This is a genomic window from Sinorhizobium psoraleae, assembly GCF_013283645.1.
GTDB lineage: Bacteria > Pseudomonadota > Alphaproteobacteria > Rhizobiales > Rhizobiaceae > Sinorhizobium > Sinorhizobium psoraleae.
Genome location: NZ_JABEKV010000010.1, coordinates 72,985 through 90,557, shown reverse-complemented (window position 1 = coordinate 90,557; position 17,573 = coordinate 72,985). Strand labels below are relative to the sequence as shown.

At 60.9% G+C, this 17,573-nt stretch carries 15 protein-coding genes and 1 pseudogene; 1 reads left to right on the top strand and 15 read right to left on the bottom strand.

Annotated elements, in window-relative coordinates; genetic code table 11:
* From ILFOPFJJ_RS30795 to ILFOPFJJ_RS30725, 15 genes are all read right to left on the bottom strand, one after another.
* Entirely contained in the window at positions 1 to 1,134 is a 1,134-nt protein-coding gene (locus ILFOPFJJ_RS30795; protein ID WP_173514285.1) for an aminomethyl transferase family protein, read from the bottom strand.
* A 110-nt stretch (positions 1,135 to 1,244) separates the two neighbouring features.
* Positions 1,245 to 2,144: a bifunctional methylenetetrahydrofolate dehydrogenase/methenyltetrahydrofolate cyclohydrolase gene (locus ILFOPFJJ_RS30790; RefSeq protein ID WP_173514284.1), complete on the bottom strand. Its 900-nt coding sequence runs from the start codon at positions 2,142 to 2,144 to the stop codon at positions 1,245 to 1,247.
* A 3-nt stretch (positions 2,145 to 2,147) separates the two neighbouring features.
* The gene (gene purU, locus ILFOPFJJ_RS30785; protein ID WP_173514283.1) at positions 2,148 to 3,032 is read right to left on the bottom strand and encodes a formyltetrahydrofolate deformylase; all 885 of its coding nucleotides are present in this window, start codon (positions 3,030 to 3,032) and stop codon (positions 2,148 to 2,150) included.
* Positions 3,033 to 3,151: 119 nt separating this feature from the next.
* The gene (gene glnT / locus ILFOPFJJ_RS30780) at positions 3,152 to 4,459 is read right to left on the bottom strand and encodes a type III glutamate--ammonia ligase (protein WP_173514282.1); all 1,308 of its coding nucleotides are present in this window, start codon (positions 4,457 to 4,459) and stop codon (positions 3,152 to 3,154) included.
* A gap of 88 nt (positions 4,460 to 4,547) precedes the next feature.
* The gene (locus ILFOPFJJ_RS30775; protein WP_173514281.1) at positions 4,548 to 5,876 is read right to left on the bottom strand and encodes an FMN-binding glutamate synthase family protein; all 1,329 of its coding nucleotides are present in this window, start codon (positions 5,874 to 5,876) and stop codon (positions 4,548 to 4,550) included.
* 15 nt (positions 5,877 to 5,891) lie between these two features.
* Positions 5,892 to 6,578, bottom strand: a complete 687-nt coding sequence (locus ILFOPFJJ_RS30770; protein ID WP_173514280.1) for a GltB/FmdC/FwdC-like GXGXG domain-containing protein — start codon at positions 6,576 to 6,578, stop codon at positions 5,892 to 5,894.
* 32 nt (positions 6,579 to 6,610) lie between these two features.
* Positions 6,611 to 7,516 (bottom strand): class II glutamine amidotransferase, encoded by a 906-nt coding sequence (locus ILFOPFJJ_RS30765; protein ID WP_173514279.1) that lies wholly within the window; start codon positions 7,514 to 7,516, stop codon positions 6,611 to 6,613.
* Positions 7,517 to 7,615: 99 nt separating this feature from the next.
* Positions 7,616 to 8,284, bottom strand: coding sequence for a helix-turn-helix domain-containing protein (locus ILFOPFJJ_RS30760; protein ID WP_173514278.1), 669 nt, complete (start codon positions 8,282 to 8,284; stop codon positions 7,616 to 7,618).
* Between the two features lie 828 nt (positions 8,285 to 9,112).
* On the bottom strand, positions 9,113 to 10,141 hold the full coding sequence (locus ILFOPFJJ_RS30755; RefSeq protein WP_173514277.1) for a sulfate ABC transporter substrate-binding protein: 1,029 nt from the start codon (positions 10,139 to 10,141) through the stop codon (positions 9,113 to 9,115).
* Positions 10,142 to 10,576: 435 nt separating this feature from the next.
* On the bottom strand, positions 10,577 to 11,689 hold the full coding sequence (locus ILFOPFJJ_RS30750) for a sulfate/molybdate ABC transporter ATP-binding protein (RefSeq protein WP_173514276.1): 1,113 nt from the start codon (positions 11,687 to 11,689) through the stop codon (positions 10,577 to 10,579).
* A 492-nt stretch (positions 11,690 to 12,181) separates the two neighbouring features.
* Positions 12,182 to 12,964, bottom strand: coding sequence for an ABC transporter permease (locus ILFOPFJJ_RS30745; RefSeq protein WP_173514275.1), 783 nt, complete (start codon positions 12,962 to 12,964; stop codon positions 12,182 to 12,184).
* A 2-nt stretch (positions 12,965 to 12,966) separates the two neighbouring features.
* Positions 12,967 to 13,785, bottom strand: a complete 819-nt coding sequence (locus ILFOPFJJ_RS30740) for an ABC transporter permease (protein ID WP_376741480.1) — start codon at positions 13,783 to 13,785, stop codon at positions 12,967 to 12,969.
* 25 nt (positions 13,786 to 13,810) lie between these two features.
* The gene (locus ILFOPFJJ_RS30735; protein ID WP_173514273.1) at positions 13,811 to 14,887 is read right to left on the bottom strand and encodes an ABC transporter substrate-binding protein; all 1,077 of its coding nucleotides are present in this window, start codon (positions 14,885 to 14,887) and stop codon (positions 13,811 to 13,813) included.
* 23 nt (positions 14,888 to 14,910) lie between these two features.
* Positions 14,911 to 15,759: an ABC transporter ATP-binding protein gene (locus ILFOPFJJ_RS30730; protein ID WP_173514272.1), complete on the bottom strand. Its 849-nt coding sequence runs from the start codon at positions 15,757 to 15,759 to the stop codon at positions 14,911 to 14,913.
* Between the two features lie 23 nt (positions 15,760 to 15,782).
* Positions 15,783 to 17,138 carry an LLM class flavin-dependent oxidoreductase gene (locus ILFOPFJJ_RS30725; RefSeq protein WP_173514271.1) on the bottom strand — a complete coding sequence of 452 codons (1,356 nt, stop codon included), beginning with the start codon at positions 17,136 to 17,138 and terminating at the stop codon, positions 15,783 to 15,785.
* Positions 17,139 to 17,282: 144 nt separating this feature from the next.
* On the opposite strand from ILFOPFJJ_RS30725, the pseudogene ILFOPFJJ_RS35550 reads away from it, so the two are divergent.
* Positions 17,283 to 17,533 (top strand): annotated as a pseudogene (locus ILFOPFJJ_RS35550) (integrase); the annotation flags it as partial.
* Between the last annotated feature and the right edge of the window lie 40 nt (positions 17,534 to 17,573).

Genomic DNA, 17,573 nt, shown 5'->3' with positions numbered 1-17,573 from the left:
TCAGCCGACCGCCGTTCTCTTCTTCTTCTCCGGGTCATCGAATGTGATGGTATGGGCGATGGCCTTGGCCATCAGCGACTTGCCGCGAACTTCAAGCCGCGTGCCCTGCACCGCCTTGTCGACGTCAAGGCGTGCAATCGCCATGGAGCGGTTTGTGAGTTTCGAATAGCTCGGGCATGTGATGACGCCCACCTCCCTGCCATCCGACCAGACTTCATCACCGAGATCCGCCGGGCTGTCGGCGTCGATGAGCAAGCCGAAGATCTTGAATCTTTCCTTCCCCTTGAGCCGCGCATGCTCCTCGGCACCGCGAAAGCCGGTCTTCCCGGGGCTGACGGTGAAATCCAGGCCCAGTTCCCAGAGGCTGTCGCCGGGCGGCTCATCCGCAAAAGGATACATCTGCGAATTGTCGTAGGGATAGAACAGCAGGTAGCTCTCGACGCGCAGCATGTCGAGCACGCTGAAGCAGACCGGGATGATGCCCATCTCCTTGCCTTCGTCGATGATGCGGTCCCACACCATCGGTGCGTCTTGGCCGCGCACGAAGATTTCATAGCCGCGTTCGCCGGTGTAGCCGGTACGCGAGATCATCACCGGCGCGCCGAACAGCGTCGTCTGCATGTGGTGGAAATACTTCAGGTCCCGAATGCCCGGAACATGCTTTTGAAGATAGTCGACGGCGAGCGGGCCCTGGAGCGAGAGATCGTGCAGGTCATCATCGAAGAGCACCGCGCAATTGCGCCCGGCGGCCTGTTTTGCGATTTCCTCATGCCCGGTTCCGGACCCGTGAACGAGCATCCAGGAATTCGGCCCAGTGCGATAGATGATGCAGTCGTCGGTGAAGTGACCGCGATCGTTGAGCATGCAGGCATAGACGGATTTGCCTGGATATATCTTGCTCACGTCACGCGTCGTCACATAGTCGAGAACTGCTAGCGCATGCGGACCGACGAGATGAACCTTCTTCAGTCCCGAGACATCCATCAGGCCCGCTTTGGTGCGGACGGCGATATGTTCCTCGTAGATGTCCTTCTCGTAAGTCCAGGCAGTGCCCATTCCGCTCCAGTCTTCGAGCTTCGAACCCAGCGCCCGATGCCTGTCGGCCAGAGCCGAGAAACGCCATGTCACCGTCATATTCCATTCCCTCTTTTTTACTGTGTGGAATATTTCTTTCCTGAGTATAGCTTCGTTTTCTTGCGTGGCAAGCAGGAACGCGCGATTTCTCGCCGTTTCGAGCGGCCTCCTCAGAACGTCGGCGCTGCGCGGCCCGCCGCCCGGTGCGCGGCAATCACAGTATTGGCCATCAGCATCGCGATCGTCATCGGGCCGACACCGCCCGGAACGGGCGTGACGACAGAGGCGACTGCCAAGGCCTCGTCAAAAGCGATATCGCCAACGAGACGTGTCTTGCCTTCCCCCCTTTCAGGCGCTGGAACGCGATTGATGCCGACGTCGATCACGGTTGCGTCGGGCTTTATCCAATTGCCCTTTACCATCTCGGGCCGGCCGACGGCGGCCACCAGGATGTCGGCATTGCGGCACACGACCGGCAGGTCCCTGGTGCGCGAATGCGCGACGGTCACAGTGGCATGGGCGTTCAAGAGAAGCTGTGCCATCGGTTTTCCAAAGAGGTTCGAACGGCCGATCACGACGGCATTCAGCCCGGAAAGATCGTCTCCATGAACGCGACGGACAAAGACCATCGCGCCCGCCGGGGTACAGGAGACGAGGCCGGTCCGGATATCACCGGTCGCAAGCTTTCCGGCGTTGACGACATGCAGGCCATCAACGTCCTTCTCGGGGCGAATAGACTGGATGATTGGCTCGGCATGAAGGTGCTTCGGCAGCGGTAGCTGCACAAGGATGCCATGAACCTCGGGGTCGGCATTGAGGGACGCCACAAGCGCCGCGAGTTCCTCCTGCGTCGTCTCGGCGGGCAGCGTGTGCTGCACCGAGTTGAAGCCGCACTCCTTCGCCATCCTGCTCTTGGAGCCAACGTAAGCGTGGCTTGCCGGATCGTCGCCGACGATTACGACGGCCAGACCGGTCCTGACGCCGCTCAGTTCCTCGAGAGCGACCGTTGCGGCCTTGACGGTTTCGATTACGGATGCGGCGACGTGCTTACCGTCGATGACCTGAACCATCGCCTAGCCCATCCGCTCCGACGCATAGCTTCCTGGGCTCGGCGGGAAGACGACGACGCGGTTGCCGTTGATGAAGCAGCGGTGGTGGATATGGGCGTGGATCGCCCGGGCCAGCACCTGGCTTTCGACGTCGCGGCCGATCGAGACATAATCTTCGGCGCTCTGGGCATGGGTGATGCGGGCGATGTCCTGCTCGATGATCGGACCCTCGTCGAGATCGGCGGTGACGTAATGCGCCGTCGCGCCGATCAGCTTGACGCCGCGCTCATAGGCCTGCTTGTAGGGGTTGGCGCCCTTGAAGCTCGGCAGGAAGGAATGGTGGATGTTGATGATCCGCCCCGACATCTTCTTGCAGAGCTGGTCGGACAGCACCTGCATGTAGCGGGCGAGCACCACAAGCTCGGCTTCGCTCTGCTCGACGATTTCCATCAGCCGCGCTTCGGCTTGCGGCTTGTTCTCCTTGGTCACCTTGATGTGGTGGAAGGGAATGTCGTGGTTGACGACCACCTTCTGGTAGTCGAAGTGGTTGGAGACGACGCCGACGATGTCGATCGGCAGCGCGCCGATCTTCCAGCGGTAGAGCAGGTCGTTCAGGCAATGGCCGAAACGCGACACCATCAACAGCACCTTCATGCGCTCTTCGCTGTCGTGAAACGCGAAATCCATGCCGAACGGAGCGGCGACGGCGGCAAAGCCCTTGGCGATTTCCGCCCCGGATGTCCCCTCCTCCGAGATGAAACTGATCCTCATGAAGAATTTCCCGGTATCCAGATCGTCGAATTGCGAAGAGTCGACAATGTTGCAACCTGCTTTCGCCAGGTAGCCGGAAATGGCCGCGACGATGCCTCGTGTGGATTTGCAAGCTACTGTCAGAACGATGTTTTTCACGATGGAATTCCCCGTTGCCATGCGGCGCCTGTTTGCACGCAATGAAAGGACAACCGATTGCCGGAAAGCAGACGCAGGCCGCTTGGCGCTCGGTCTTCGATCTCAATGCTCCGCCGATCTCAGACGTCGAGCGTCGTTTCGTGCTCCCACCTGCTGAATTGCGAGCAGTAGCTGTTCCATTCGCCATGCTTCAGCTTGAGATAGGCGGCGGAGAACTCGCGCCCGAGCGCGTCCTGCAGCACTTCGTCCTTCTGGTATTCGCGAAGCGCGTCGAGCAGGTTGAGCGGCAGTTTCGGCGCATCGGTGACGGTGTGGCCGTCCTTGTACATGTCGATATCGTAGTGCGGTCCGGGATCGGCCTCGGAGCGGATACCTGAGAGGCCGGCCGCGATGATGATCGCTTGCAGCAGATACGGATTGACGGCGCCGTCTGGCAAGCGCAGTTCGAAGCGGCCAGGGCCGGGCACGCGCACCATGTGGGTGCGGTTGTTACCGGTCCAGGTGACCGAATTCGGCGCCCAGGTCGCGCCGGAAATGGTGCGCGGCGCGTTGATGCGCTTATAGGAATTCACCGTCGGGTTGGTGATCGCGGCGAGCGCGCTCGCATGTTTCATGATACCGCCCAGGAACATGCGGCCCTGCTGCGAAAGCCCGAATTCGGCGCTCCTGTCGGCAAAGGCGTTGACCTCGCCGTCCAGGTCCCACACTGAGATATGGCAGTGGCAGCCGTTGCCTGTAAGCCCCTTGAAAGGCTTCGGCATGAACGTGGCGCGAAGGCCATGTTTCTCGGCGACGGACTTCACCATGAACTTGAAGAAGGAGTGCTTGTCTGCGGTCTTCAGTGCGTCGTCGAATTCCCAATTCATCTCGAATTGGCCGTTCGCATCCTCGTGATCGTTCTGATAGGGCCTCCAGCCGAGTTCGAGCATGTAGTCGCAGATCTCGGCAATAACGTCGTAGCGGCGCATGATCGCCTGCTGGTCATAGCACGGCTTTTCGGCCGTGTCGTATTCGTCGGAAATCTTTGACCCCTCGGCCGAGATCAGGAAAAACTCGGCTTCGACGCCGGTTTTGACGCGCAAGCGCTCCCGTTTCGCCTCCGCAATAAGTCTTTTCAGCACAACGCGGGGTGCCTGCTCGACCGGCGCGTCTTCCATGACGCAATCGGCCGCGACCCAGGCGACTTCCTTCTTCCAGGGGAGTTGGATCACCGAGGAGGCATCGGGTATCGCGAACAGGTCAGGATGGGCCGGCGTCAGGTCGAGCCAGGTGGCAAACCCCGCAAAGCCCGCGCCGTCCTTCTGCATGTCGGCGATCGCCTCTGCCGGAACCAGCTTGGCGCGCTGGCCGCCGAAGAGGTCGGTGTAGCTGATCATGAAATATTTGATGCCGCGCTCCTTGGCGTAGCTCGAGAGATCCAGTGTCATTGCGTTCCCCTTTTGGATTATCGACACTTTGACGGATCAGCCGGTGTCCGGCTGGAAGCTGCGAACACCGGCCGGACGATTTTTTTGATCAGAACGCTCCCCTGCCGGGGATCCAGCTTGTGCCGGCGAGCGGCACCTGCGCCATCGCCGACGCTTCGATTGTCAGCGCGCAGAGATCTTCCGGCTCCAGATTGTGCAGATGGTTCTTGCCGCAGGCGCGCGCTATCGTTTGCGCCTCGAGCGTCATCACCTTCAGGTAGTTGGCAAGCCGGCGGCCGGCGGCGATCGGGTCAAGCCGTTTCATCAGTTCCGGATCCTGGGTGGTGATGCCGGCCGGGTCCTTGCCCTCGTGCCAGTCGTCGTAGGCGCCGGCAGTGGTGCCGAGTTTGCGGTATTCGTCCTCCCAGCGCGGGTCGTTGTCGCCAAGCGCAACCAAAGCGGCCGTGCCGATGGCGACCGCATCGGCTCCGAGCGCAAGCGCCTTGGCGACATCGGCGCCGGAACGAATGCCGCCCGAGATGATGAGTTGGACCTTGCGGTGCATGCCGAGGTCCTGCAGCGCCTGGACGGCAGGTCTGATGCAGGCGAGCGTCGGCATGCCGACATTCTCGATGAAGACGTCCTGTGTTGCCGCCGTTCCGCCCTGCATGCCGTCGAGCACGACCACGTCAGCGCCGGCCTTTACTGCAAGCGCCGTGTCGTAATAGGGCCGCGCGCCGCCAACCTTGACGTAGATCGGCTTCTCCCAGTCGGTGATCTCGCGCAGCTCCAGGATCTTGATCTCGAGATCGTCCGGCCCCGTCCAATCGGGATGACGGCAGGCGGAACGCTGATCAATGCCCTTCGGCAGCGTGCGCATCTCGGCGACGCGGTCGGAAATCTTCTGACCGAGCAACATGCCGCCGCCGCCGGGCTTTGCGCCCTGCCCGACAACGACCTCGATCGCGTCCGCGCGGCGCAGGTCCCTCGGATTCATGCCATATCGGGACGGCAGATATTGATAGACGAGCGTCTGGCTGTGGCCGCGCTCCTCGTCCGTCATACCGCCGTCTCCGGTGGTGGTCGACGTGCCGGCGATCGTCGCACCCCGTCCGAGGGCTTCCTTGGCGGGGCCGGAAAGCGCGCCGAAGCTCATGCCGGCGATGGTGATCGGCGTCTTCAGCGTGATCGGCTTCTTGGCGAAGCGCGTTCCGAGCGTCACCGTCGTGTCGCATTTCTCGCGATAGCCTTCCAGCGGGTAGCGCGAGATCGAAGCGCCGAGAAAAAGCAGGTCGTCGAAATGCGGCACCTTGCGCTTGGTGCCTGCGCCGCGGATATCGTAGATACCGGTGGCGGCGGCGCGGCGGATTTCTGCGAGCGTGTAGTCGTCGAAGGTCGCCGATTTGCGCGGCGGGGTATAGGGATTGTGATAGCTCATGGTCTGGTTCCCCGCTCAGTACGCGTCAGCGTTGTCGATGTTGAAATTGTAGAGTTTGCGCGCCGAGCCGTAGCGTTTGAACTCCTCCGGCCTGACGCCCTTCACGCCCGCCTTCTCCAGAAGCTCGGCAAGCTTCGAAAGGTGCTCCGCCCGCATTTCCTTCTCGATGCAGTCGGAGCCGAGGCTCTTTACTGTGCCGCGGACGAACAGCTTCGCCTCGTACAGGGAATCGCCAAGGGCGTCGCCGGCGTCACCCAGCACGACGAGGTGGCCGGACTGGCCCATGAAGGCGGACATATGGCCGATATTGCCGTGAACGACGATGTCGATCCCTTTCATGGAGATGCCGCAGCGCGATGCCGCATTGCCCTTGATGACGAGCAGCCCGCCGCGCCCCGTGGCGCCAGCATACTGGCTGGCATCACCCTGGATAACGACCTTTCCGGACATCATGTTCTCGGCGACGCCCGGACCAGCCGAACCGTGAACGGTCACCGATCCGCCATCGTTCATGCCGGCGCAGTAGTAACCGACGGAACCTTTCACATCGACCGCGACGGGCGCGTCGATGCCGACAGCGACGGCGTGACTGCCGCGCGGATTGACGACTTCGAAGGCGATATCGTTCGACCCCCGAGGGATCGCATGCAGGGCGCTGTTGAGATCGCGCAAGGGCGTAACGGCAAGATCTATGACGGGCATGATCAATCCTTGTGATATGCTGAATTGCCGGTTCAGGCGGCTTTCTCGTGATCCCAGAAGTAGACCGTTGCAGGCTCGGGCTCCCAAACGCGAGCGTCCTCGATACCGGGTAAGCTCACAAGTGCACGGTATTCCGAACCGAAAGCGACATATCGGTCTGTTTCCGCCATCACCGCGGGCTTGCAGGCGATCGGGTCGCGAACGACGCCGAAACCGGATTTCGTACCGACGACGAAGGTGAAGAACCCATCGAGGTCATCGAGAGCGCTCGTCAAGGCCTGGCCGAGATCCTCGCCCTTAGCGAGTTTCGCGCTGAGATAAGCGGCTGCGACCTCGGTGTCGTTTTGCGTTTCGAAGGTCATGCCTTCGCGCACGAGTTCGCGGCGCAGGTTGTTGTGGTTCGAAAGCGAGCCGTTGTGGACGAGGCACTGGTCGGCGCCAGTGGAGAACGGGTGCGCGCCAAGCGTCGTCACGGCCGATTCCGTAGCCATGCGCGTATGGCCGATCCCGTGGGTGCCCGCCATGGAGCGCACGTCGAAACGTGCAACCACATCCTTCGGAAGGCCCGTTTCCTTATAGATCTCGATGCTGTCGCCCGAACCCATGATGCGGACACCGGGACGCAGGCGGGCGAGCGCCGCCCTCGTCTCGTCCACCTTCTCGGTTTCCACCTCGAGGATGGCATGGGTGCTCTTGACTGTGAGGCCGACGCGAAGGTCCAGTTCGGCGAGGGCACCTTCAAGTCTTGCGAAATCCGCGCCGGGCGTCGCCGACTGGATCGTGATCTTGGCCTTGCCTCGCGACTGCGCACCGTAAATTGCAATCCCCGCAGAATCCGGACCGCGGTCCGTCATCGTGACCAGCATGTCCGAGAGCAGCGCGCCGAGCTGCGGTTCAAGGCTACGGTCCTTCAAGAACAGTCCAACAATGCCGCACATGGCCCACCTCCGTTTCGTCGATGTTGCAAGTGCTAACATGACGGATGACCGAAATCAATCCGTAGGAATATAATTTTCTTTTAAGGCAACTTTTTCGCGTCAGTCGTCCGCGCCCCGGCGCTGCGGATAGGAGATGATCGAGAGGTAGAGCGCTGGTAGCCGAACGAGTACCTCAGGCCCGTGCGGCGCATCGGCATCGAAGAACAGGCTGTCGCCCGGCTGCATCGTGTAGAGGCTTTCAGCATGGCGATAGACCACCTCTCCTTCCAGCATGTAGAGAAACTCCATGCCCTCGTGCTGGAAAGTCGGGAAAACATCGGAATCAGCCGTCAGCTTGATGAGGTACGGCTCGACGATCACACCGCTGGTGTTGTTGTCGATGTGGCCGAGAAGGCTGTACTGGTGACCGGCCCGCGTGCCGCGGCGCTCGATGTTGATACCCTCACCCGCCTTGACGAAACTTGCCCGCCGAGGCTCCTCGAAACGACGGAAGAAGGCGGTAATCGGCACGCCGAGCGCGCGCGAGAGCGCCTGCAACGTCGTCAGCGACGGCGAGATATTGCCGTTTTCGATCTTTGACAGCATGCCGACCGACATTCCTGTCGCGGCGGAAAGATCGGTGACGGTAAGCCCGAGCTTCTTTCGATAGATGCGGACCTCGTGGCCGATTGCCATTTCAAGATTGTTTTCCTTTGGCTCCCGCACCGCGTGGGGATCCTGCGACAGTACCTGGCCCTGCGTCGCGCCTAGCTTCTCGTTCTTGTTCATTTCACTCTCACCACTCGAAAGCCGATAAATTATCCTCAAAGGAAAATTTCCTCAACTGGGAAGAAATTACCTGCGGTACTCTCCCTGCCGGGGGAGCCGTTGAAGACTTCAACTCGAAAGGCGCCGCTGGGGCGGCCAATTTGGAAGTCTGGACGAAAAAATCGCCCGAAAATGCGCATTGAATGAACCGAGGGCCGGCGTCGATAGCGTCAATTGTGGAAGGCACTTCGACACGGCTCCCCCGGCACCCTTGACCATGCTTAATTGAGCGTGGGCAAATCCTTAGAGGGCCTTAAATGAAAATCCGTCTGATCGCGCTGGCATCCACGCCAGCAGTGGCCTCCTGTACCAACCGTCCCGACGCTATCGTGCCGGTCGATATTCCTATGGCAGCGTATAGCAGTCAGAGCTGTGAAGGGACTGATACAAGAATTGCCCAAGGAGCAGGCCAATCTTGCTGCCGTTTCAAAGCAACACGTGGTCCAGCCACCCGGAGCTAAGGACACATGCGAAAAGCCGAAGGTGGATCCGGTTACCGGCGGGGCATTACAACGACGAACGTGGCCTGTTTGCAGCGCCAGGACCGAGCGTACGCGGTCCATAGAGCTTGACCAGTCTGTAGAGGAGGTACTTTTCAAGCTCGTGTAGACGCGCAGCGCCCTCTTGCGCAGTCAGCCGAGCTGATTGGAGAGTGCCGCGATGGCAAACGAGACTTTTATAGTTGATCAATAGGTCGTCGTTCGGAGCAGCGTGAGGTCTCGGTTCGGCGTAAACGTCTGAACCGCTTACCTCCGCCGCAAGCGTCTCATCGGTCGGAGCCGATGAACCCTATCGTCCCGGCTTGTAGATCTGGTCGAAAATCCCGCCGTCGCCGAAGAATTTCGGCTGGGCTTCCTTCCAGCCGCCGAATTCGTCAATAGTGACCAGTTTCACCTGGGCGAAGCGGACGACATCCTCGGGGTCGGCCGCTTCCGACCTGTAGGGCCGATAATAGTGTTTGGCCACGATCTTCTGGCCGACATCGCTATAAAGGTAACTGAGGTAGGCTTCCGCCACCTTGCGCGTGCCCTTGGCATCGACATTGCCATCGACAAGCGCCACCGGTGGCTCGGCCTTGATCGAAATCGACGGCGTGACGATCTCGAACTTGTCGGGGCCGAGTTCTTCGATCGAGAGATAGGCCTCGTTCTCCCAGGCCAGCAGCACGTCGCCGAAACCACGCTGAGCGAAGGCGGTCATCGCCTCCCATGCGCCGGTATTGAGAAAGAGCACATGCTCCTGAAAGAGTTGTGTCACGTATTCCCGCGCCTTGGCGTCGTCGCCGCCATTGGCGGCCCGCGCCCACGCCCAGGCGGCGAGGAAGTTCCAGCGGGCACCACCTGAGGTCTTCGGATTGGGCGTGATCACTTGGATATCGTCCTTCACGAGGTCGCCCCAGTCCTTGATACCCTTCGGATTGCCCTTTCGCACGAGAAAAACGATCGTCGATGCGTAGGGGGCGCTGTTGTTTGCGAGGCGACTTTTCCAGTGGGCCGGTATCTTACCGGTCGCGTGGGCGATCGCGTCGATGTCGGCTTCGAGCGCCAGCGTCACGACATCCGCGTCCAGGCCTTCTATCACCAATCGCGCCTGCCTTCCGGAACCGCCATGAGAGGTCTGGATCGTCACCGTCTCCTTGGTATCGGCTTTCCATTTTTCCGCAAAAGCCGTGTTGAAGTCCTTGTAGAGTTTCCGCGTCGGGTCATAGGAGACGTTCAGGATGGTGGTATCGGCGACAGCGAGGCCGATAGCGGTCAACTGCAGGATCCCGGCCAGCAGCACCATCTTCACGACCCCGGCACGCCTGCTCCCTTCCATCTGCAAACTCCATTCTTTGCCAGATGAACATACACTCCCAATCGCTCACGCAACAACTTGACGATATAAGCAAGGAAATAGCCGCCTTGGTCCCGCCCCCGAAGTCAGCTTCATCACGCTGCAACTTGGACGTTGTTGCGCCAGCCAGGCTCTCGCCTGGACTCGGATGTTCGCTCGCATTCCCTGTTGTGCGCTCATGAGCCGTGAGTTGCAGTTGACGCAGGTTGGCGGGGCATAATGATAGATTTCGACAGAGCCACGTGATCTCGACACGGCATTCCTTATGTCGGATTGAGTGGCCGCAGCCGGGTGTGTTGTACCCGTTTAATTGCCATTGCGGCAGAAACCTGGAAGCAAGTTGGTGAAGCCGCAATAGCTGACGCATTGGCGCAAGCAGATTTGGGCATTCGCTGCGTGACTTGCTCGTCAGTGGCCTCAGGTTACGGTGCGCCCCATTGCGGCAGCCGGATTCTCTGCTTTGTTCTGAGACGTCCCTTCTGCCTTCCCATCATTGCGGAAGAGCTTCCATTTTAGGGGCCGGAAGGCGATGCGGCTGCGGTCTGCCGAGGACGCGCGCTCCGGTGACAACTCGATCTCCACCGAAGTATGGCCGCTGCCCAGACTGAGTTCCAGGTGCCGCGTGCCGGCGACGCGCCGGCTCGCCGTGACGATGCCGGCGAGACAGCCGCTGGAGCCGCCGATCAGTTCGACGTCGTGTGGGCGGAAATAGAGGGTTGCCGGTCCATCGGGTTCATTGGCTGCACGCAACCCGATTGGCCGGTCCTCGAACCAGATCTCGCCGCTGGCGAGCGTGACGCTAAGACAGTTGGACTGGCCGATGAAGCCGTAGACGAAGGGCGAGACCGGGTGGTCGTAGATCTCATCGGGCGTGCCCACCTGCTCGATCACGCCCTTGCTCATGACGACGATGCGGTCGGCAAGCTCCAGCGCCTCCTCCTGGTCGTGAGTGACAAAGACAGTAGTGTGGCCGGTGCGATCGTGGATTTCCCGGAGCCACTTCCGCAGTTCCCTGCGCACTTGCGCGTCGAGCGCCCCGAACGGCTCGTCGAGAAGCAGCACGTTCGGCTGGACCGCCATGGCACGGGCGAGCGCCACACGCTGGCGCTGGCCGCCGGAAAGCTGCGCCGGATAGCGCTTTTCAAGGCCTGAAAGCTGCACCAGTTCCAAGAGGTCGAGTGCCCGGCGGCGAATCTCGCCGGCCGGTGGGCGCCTGTTTGCGGGTCTCACCTTCAGCCCGAAGGAGACATTTTCGAGCACCGTCATATGCCGGAACAGCGCGTAATGTTGGAAGACAAAGCCGATATTGCGCTCCTGCACGGTTTTCTTCGACGCGTCTTCGTCGCTAAAGAAGATTGTCCCTTCGGTCGGGCTTTCCAGCCCGGCAATTAGCCTGAGCAGCGTGGTCTTACCCGAGCCGGAGGGACCGAGAAGCGCAATCAGCTCGCCGGAACGAATATTGAGCGAGACGTCTTCGAGCGCCGGGAAGCGGCCGAATTCCTTGCGTAATTTGTCGACGCGGACCTCCATGAAATTCTGGCCCTTTCAGTGCCTGCGGCTCGGAGCGAGCGCGGCGCTGAGATTATGCTTACCATGGAGGATTCGACCGGCAACGGCATTTGTTCGTCTCACCGCAGGTATGACCGGCAACGACGGAGACGGCACCTAACTCTCCCTTGGCATCGCGCTGCAGAAAAGCACACTCAACTCCGCTTGTAGGACTCGAAACATAATATGAGCGCGTTGAGCATGTGTGGGTCAAGTGTAAGCGCCGCGCCCTTGAACGCGCCCTTGAATCAGCCGAGGGCACTCCAGCGCGAGCGAAGCGGGCTGGAGTTGCGAAATGTCCTGTCTTCCTTCCCGCGCCCGAAGTAAATTTCTTCCCGGCCGTGGGAGTCGTCCTCGCCCCATCAGCGCTGCATGATAGTCAATTTGGAGGCGTGCTAAAACAATGCGGGCGCAAAGTAGTCCAATCGGAGTATGCGGCCGTCCGCAGCATCGCCGGAACGTGAGCCTCCCCTCTCATTCCTGCTGCGGGCGCCAGCGCAGCAGATAGCTTTCCAGCGCGTAGGCGAACCGATTGAAAAGAAAACCGACGAGGCCGAGGATCAGCACGCCGACCATGACGAGCGCCATGTCAAAGCGCTCCCGCCCGGCGATGACGAGTCCACCGATTCCCGGACCTACAGATAAGAAATATTCGGCCCCGACCGTTGCGAGCCAGGAATAGATCAGGCCGAGATGCACGCCCGTCGCGATCGAAGGCATGGCCGCCGGCAGGAAGATGCGAAGAATTCTCTGCCGGGCATTGAAGCGCAGCGCCCGGCCAACCTCGACAAGATCGGCAGGCGCGTTGCGCATGCCCTCATAGGTATTGAGCACAATCGGAATGAAGGCGGCGAGCGCGACAAAGGCGATTTTGGCCTGCTCGCCGAAACCGAACCAGACGGAGATCAGCGGTATCCAGGCAAGCAGCGAGATCTGCTTTAACCCGTTGAAGGTCGGCGTGATCAGCACATCGGCGGTGCGCGACAGCGCGAGCAGCGAAGCGAATGCGACACCGGCGACACAGCCGATCAGGAAGCCGGCAATGTTTCGCATGAGGCTGAAGGCGAGTTCGCCAATCAGGTCATGGTCGACGAGTTCGCGCTTGGCCGTGATTGCCACGTCCTCGAGCGACGGCAGGAAGCGCGGATCGGCAAGACCGATGCGGCTCGAAACCTCCCAGGCGATGAGCAGCAGGATCGGCAGGGTGACCCCTCTGCGAAATCGAATGAGGCGAGTGGAAGCAATAGCCGCGGTCATGCTCAAATCTCCTCGCGCTTCCAGCGCTGGATCAGGATTTCGCTACGGTCGAGGCCCTTGTCCATGACGAAGCCGACGAGGCCGATGACGATCATCGCCACGATGACCGTATCGAGCCAGAACATCTGGCGGCCCCAGACGAGCAGATAGCCAAGCCCTTCTGAGGAGGCGAGCAGCTCGACGCCGACAAGCGAAGTCCAGGAATGGGTGAGCCCGTAACGGATGCCGGTGAAGATCGACGGTATCGCACCGGGCAGCACGATGAACCGCAAGGTCTGCCAATCGCTGAATTTCAACGCGCGCCCGACCTCGATATATTTGGGCGACACGCCGCGAATGCCGGCATGGGTGTTGACGGCCATGGGCACGAGCGCGCCCTTGGCGATGATGATGATCTTCAGCGCTTCGTCGATGCCGACAAGCAGCATCAGAAGCGGAATCCAGCCGAGCGTCGGAATCTGCGCGAAGGCCAGGAAGAGCGGCTTGACGTATTCTTCGACACGTCGGGAAAGTCCCATGGCAACCCCAAGGCCGAGCCCGGCTACCGCGCCGAAGGCGAAGCCCGTGACGACGCGGCGCAGACTGACGCCAGCATGATAGGGAAGTTCGCCGCTTGTGATCATGTCGCGCGCCGTTTCGTAGACATAGACGGGTGATGGCAGGATCTGCTCGGCGAGCCACCCCCTGTCGGAGGCAACCCACCAGAGCAGGAGCAATACCGCCGGGAAGATGGCGCCGGCCACCCCCAGCGCCAGGGCCTTTCGCCATGGCGATGGGGTTCCCTCGCCCGCTCGTATGACGGTTTCGAAAAATGCAGTCACCATTGCCTCGTCCTGCCGTCGCAACTTAGGACGCGAGCGGCTTGCCGTCCGCGCCATAGGGCTGCCAGAAGGACTTCAGGTTCAGCCGTTCAAGCGCATCGTTGAGATACTTGGGCTCGAACCACCCTTCGAGATCGACATCGCGGCGAATGAGTCCGTATTCCTTGCCCTTTGCCGCCTGCTCCGTGTACTGGGATACAAGCAGGCCATCGATGAGCGGCGAGTTCCGGTAGGCAAGCGTGTCGTTGCTGAAATACTCTTCGATGATCGGAATCGGCGTGCCCGACTTGTGCCAGAGCTCGAAAAGCGCCGCTCGGTTCGGCTCGTCCGACGACCATTGAGCAGCCTTGACGAAGGCATCGACGATACGCTGCGTGATTTCCGGATGCGCCTCAATGAAGGCCTCGCGGCCGATGATGCCGGCATTACGGCCAAAGCGCGGGTCGTTACCCTTGGTCGTGTAGATGACATCGGCCGAACCTTTGGCGGCGAGGTTGATGAGCTGGGTGTCGCCGAAGGCAGCATCGATATCCTTGCTGGTCAATGCCGCCACGGTGCCGGCGCTGTCAAGATTAATGACCTGGACGTCCCTCTCCTTGAGCCCATGCGCCTCCAGGACCTTGATGGCAGAGAGATGTCCGTTGGTTCCCCGTTGAAACGCAACCTTGCGGCCCTTCAGATCCTCGATCTTCCGGATGCCGGAGTTTTTGGCGACGGCGAGATAGAGCGGCTTGCGAGTTCCGCTGGCGAGCAGGTACTTGGTCTTCAACCCGGTTGCGCGGCCGATCAGCGACGGCAGGTCACCCTGGTAGGCAAAATCGAGCTGGTCGTTGGCAAAGGCCTCGTTCACCGCCGGGCCAGCGCCCTTGAAGAAGGTCCATTCGATCTTGATGTTCGGATCCTTGGCGAATTCCTTCTCCAGATATTCGCCGGCGCGCGCGGTTGCCGCCGACGTGCCCTCCGCGAAGGGTCGGTTGTCGACGCCGATTGCAGCGTAGCCGACGTGAATGACGAGCGGCTCTTCGGCATGTGAGGCGCTTGCAAGAAGTCCGAGCGCCAGCGCCGCGCCTGCAGCAAATCGGACCAGAGAAATCAGTTTCATCGTCTTCTCCATTTCTGACGGAATCAGTTTGCGAGCACCACGGCCGGGCGAAGAGGCGCGGCCCTGCGGCCGCTTTCATCCTTTACGGGCCGCTCATCGGTAGCGGTCGGTCTGCTGTCGATCGAATTGAGGCTTTCAAGAACACGCGTCCGGATCTTGGCGAGCCCAGCGGAAATGCGTTCGCGCGGCCTGCGAAGGTTCACCGGCACGATGTCGCGGATCCGGCCCGGCCGCGGCGACATGATGACGACGCGGTCGCCGAGATAGACGGCCTCCTCGACGTCGTGGGTGACGAGGACCATGGTGATGCGTTCGCGCGCCCAGATCTCCTGCAATTCGTCCTGCATCCGGGTCTTGGTGATCGCATCCAGTGCGCCGAAGGGTTCGTCGAGAAACAGTACGTTCGGGCGGTTTACGAGGCCGCGGGCGATCCCGGCGCGTTGCGCCATGCCTCCGGAAAGTTGATGCGGATAGGCCTTCGCGAAGCCGGAGAGCCCGACGAGTTCCAGATGTTCCTCGACCAGCCGTTTCTTCTCGCGCTTTGCAAGCCCGGAATTTTCGAGCCCGAGAGCGACGTTCCGCTCCACTGTCAACCAGGGAAATAGCCTCGGCTCCTGAAACACCATGCCGCGGTCAAGACTGGGGCCCGTGACGAGGTTCCCGTCATGCGCGATGCGGCCGGCATGGGCGGTGTCGAGCCCGGCGGCAAGGCGCAAGAGCGTCGACTTTCCGCAGCCGCTCGCGCCGACGATCGTCACGAATTCGCCCTCGGCAATATTGAGGCTGACGCTGTCCAGTGCCGTCAGTTTCTCGCCGTTGACGTTGAACTCGCGCGTCACCTCGCGAATTCGAAGATGGTCGGAATTGCTCATCGGGTTTCTCCTCGGCTGCGGGATCACTCTGCCGCGACGCGAGGCTCGGCCGGGTGCCGGGGCACGCGCAGGCCGAGATTCTCGCGAAGCGTCCCGCCCTCGTACTCCGTGCGGAAAAGCCCGCGCCGGCGGAGCTCGGGCAAAACGTGCTCGACGAAATCGTGGAGCCCGACCGGCAGATGCGGCGGCATGACGTTGAAGCCGTCGGCGGCGCCGGTGGTGAACCATTCCTCCATCACGTCGGCAATCTGCGCCGGCGTTCCGACGATCTGGTAGTGGCCGCGCGCGCCGGCAATGCGCAGGTAGAGCTGCCGGATTGTCAGGTTTTCACGGCGCGCAAGGTCGAGGAGCAACCTTTGCCGGCTCTTGCTGCTGTTCGTCTCCGGGAGTTCCGGAACCGGCCCGTCGAGCGGAAATTGTGAAAGATCGATTCCGCCGGCCATTCCGGCGAGCATCGACAGGCCGACAACGGGATGGATCAGGTCCTGGATCTCCTGGAACTTCGCCTGCGCTTCTTCCTCCGTTCGCCCAACGACGGGGAAGATGCCCGGCATGATCTTGAGATCGTTCTTGTCCCTTCCGTATTTCGCCAGGCGCCCCTTGACGTCGGCGTAGAAGGAACGAGCGTCTTCGACCGTCTGATGGGCGGTGAAGACAAGCTCTGCCGTACGCGCGGCCAGTTCCTTGCCGGGCTCTGAAGAGCCAGCCTGCACCAGCACCGGATGTCCCTGAGGAGCGCGCGCGACGTTCAGGGGACCACGCACCTTGAAGTGCTTGCCTTTGTGATTGAGGATGTGCTGCTTGTCCGGATCGAAATAGATCCCACTTTTCTTATCGCGCGGGAACGCGTCTTCTTCCCAAGTGTCCCAGAGACCGCGAACGACGTCGGCAAATTCTTCCGCCCGTTCATAGCGCTCGGCGTGGGCGTAATGCTCATCGCGACCGAAATTATGCGCCTCATGCTCACTCGAGGAGGTCACGAGATTCCAGCCCGCCCGCCCGCCACTGATATGGTCGAGGGAGGCTAACTTGCGGGCAATGTGATAGGGTTCGTTGTAGGAAGTGGAGGCCGTGGCGACGAAGCCAATACGCTTCGTCACGGCCGCAAGAGCGGAAAGCAGCGTGATTGGTTCGAACTGGGCGACGTAGCGTAAAGCCGTGCGGCTGAGCGCCTCTGTGTCGGCCCCTCGTGTTCCGACACCGTCGGCCATGAAGATGAGATCGAATTTGGCCGCCTCGGCAATCTGTGCGAGGGCGATGTAATGATCAAAGTTGGAGCCGGCATCGGCCTGCGCCTGGGGATGCCGCCACGCGGCAATGTGGTGGCCTGTTGGATAAAGGAAGGCCCCGAGCTTCAACTGGCGTCCTTTGTTGGTCATTCCGCTCTCCTCGGTCATTAGGTTTGAATAGACTAGCAGCAACGAATATAATCTATAGAAACTATGTTCTATTTAGCGAGGGTTTCGCGCATTTTGTCGTGACCGTAGGATGCAGGACTCTAAACGATTGTTCTAACCAGTATTCTCAACGACCAGGAGGTGGCGCCTCGTCAAGAAGACTCCGCTGGCCACGGCATCCGCGGTGACCTTCCCAAGATCGTGCGAGGGCTAAAGTTTTCCCGCCATTCGTTGCGGCTGGGCTTGCCTCATCGGCGGAAGTCGATGAACGTTGTGTGCAGAAACAGCCTGGCCATGCCAGTGCCGAAATGACCCGCCGATACCAGCGTCGACGTGATCGCTTCCGCATCGATCTCGCACAGGCGGCTGCGCTTTGAATTCGAGCGCCTATCACCTTTTGATCTTCGGCCGATATAC

Bases quoted from the DNA above. Each gene is read 5' to 3' on its own strand.
- ILFOPFJJ_RS30770 (WP_173514280.1), bottom strand. From the start codon at position 6,578: ATGCCCGTCATAGATCTTGCCGTTACGCCCTTGCGCGATCTCAACAGC.
- ILFOPFJJ_RS30765 (WP_173514279.1), bottom strand. From the start codon at position 7,516: ATGTGCGGCATTGTTGGACTGTTCTTGAAGGACCGTAGCCTTGAACCG.
- glnT (WP_173514282.1), bottom strand. From the start codon at position 4,459: ATGACACTGGATCTCTCGAGCTACGCCAAGGAGCGCGGCATCAAATAT.
- ILFOPFJJ_RS30750 (WP_173514276.1), bottom strand. From the start codon at position 11,689: ATGGAGGTCCGCGTCGACAAATTACGCAAGGAATTCGGCCGCTTCCCG.
- ILFOPFJJ_RS30725 (WP_173514271.1), bottom strand. From the start codon at position 17,138: ATGACCAACAAAGGACGCCAGTTGAAGCTCGGGGCCTTCCTTTATCCA.
- ILFOPFJJ_RS30745 (WP_173514275.1), bottom strand. From the start codon at position 12,964: ATGACCGCGGCTATTGCTTCCACTCGCCTCATTCGATTTCGCAGAGGG.
- ILFOPFJJ_RS30735 (WP_173514273.1), bottom strand. From the start codon at position 14,887: ATGAAACTGATTTCTCTGGTCCGATTTGCTGCAGGCGCGGCGCTGGCG.
- ILFOPFJJ_RS30755 (WP_173514277.1), bottom strand. From the start codon at position 10,141: ATGGAAGGGAGCAGGCGTGCCGGGGTCGTGAAGATGGTGCTGCTGGCC.
- ILFOPFJJ_RS30790 (WP_173514284.1), bottom strand. From the start codon at position 2,144: ATGGTTCAGGTCATCGACGGTAAGCACGTCGCCGCATCCGTAATCGAA.
- ILFOPFJJ_RS30730 (WP_173514272.1), bottom strand. From the start codon at position 15,759: ATGAGCAATTCCGACCATCTTCGAATTCGCGAGGTGACGCGCGAGTTC.
- ILFOPFJJ_RS30795 (WP_173514285.1), bottom strand. From the start codon at position 1,134: ATGACGGTGACATGGCGTTTCTCGGCTCTGGCCGACAGGCATCGGGCG.
- ILFOPFJJ_RS30775 (WP_173514281.1), bottom strand. From the start codon at position 5,876: ATGAGCTATCACAATCCCTATACCCCGCCGCGCAAATCGGCGACCTTC.
- ILFOPFJJ_RS30760 (WP_173514278.1), bottom strand. From the start codon at position 8,284: ATGAACAAGAACGAGAAGCTAGGCGCGACGCAGGGCCAGGTACTGTCG.